Below are 1041 nucleotides of genomic sequence, written 5' to 3' on the forward strand. Positions count from 1 at the left end.
TACCGCAACTCTCGCGCCCGTCCGGCGCCGTTTCCGGTTTGCCAGATCGATTCGAAGTTGCGCAGCATCACTTCCGCGACGCTAAAGGTGTGCTTCCCTTGCCGGGAAGTCAGGCGAGCGTCAATGTCGGGATAGATAAAGAAGGGAAGGGAAATTCGTTCGGCAGGACCGGTGTGCACGACCTGATGGGGCGTGCTCTTGAATTGGTCATCGCTCAAGGCCTGAAGCATGTCGCCCAGATTCACAACGAGACTGTCGGGCAAGCTGGGCGCCGGCACCCAGCGTCCCCCGAACCACACCTGCAAGGAGCGCGTGGGGAGTTCCTCCTGCAGCAGCAGCGTAAAGAACCCGTTGTCGGTATGCTTTCCGGCCGTGCCACCAGCGGATGGATATCGGATCACACGCTGGAGTACCGTCGGTGGGCTGAAATGGCGCCGGAACCAGTCCTCTTCCATATCGAGCAAGTCGGCAAGCGCGGTCCCGAGCTGCGGCACAACCTCGTTGACCACAGTCGCCTGCAAAGCTTGCAGGCTTCGAGCGAAACCAGGAGCCACCGCGTTATCCGGAAGGCGTGTGCGGCCAGCAAACGGACGTCGGTCACCTTCATTCTCGATTCCGAGGTCAAACATCTCCTTTGGATCAGGGCCGGCCTCGGGATGTAGCGTTTCGCCGTTTAACGGACTGTATCCGCGGGCGGTGGCGGGGTACACGTATTGGGCGGTGTGACCGTAGCGCTCCTTGACAGCCTGCGGCAGCGCGAAGAACCGCCGGGGAGCCTGGATCGCTTCTGCGATCTGTTCCTTCGGGATTCCGTGCTCAAGATAGAAGAACCCATACTCTTCACAGGCCAGGCGCAGGCGCTCGCGTTCTGCGTTTCTCGTTGCATCGGCTGTCAGTTTCGCCAGTGAGATTTGCGGCAGCGTGGTCATAGCTGTTTCTCCGTTGGTGCTGTGGCTCTATCGGGTACCTGGAAGACCCAGTAGTGTGCGCCCTCCTCCGCGATGTATTTGCCATCGTTTAGACGCTGGGTCGTCACAAGCA

At 60.1% G+C, this 1041-nt stretch carries 1 protein-coding gene; it reads right to left on the reverse strand.

Features of this window, described 5'->3' with window-relative positions; all coding sequences use genetic code 11:
- The coding region (locus AC0L2D_RS31765) for an isopenicillin N synthase family dioxygenase (protein ID WP_473544107.1) at positions 1 to 929 on the reverse strand (929 nt) is incomplete at its 3' end.
- Between the last annotated feature and the right edge of the window lie 112 nt (positions 930 to 1041).

It is taken from the genome of Mesorhizobium sp. WSM4833 (genome assembly GCF_055811095.1).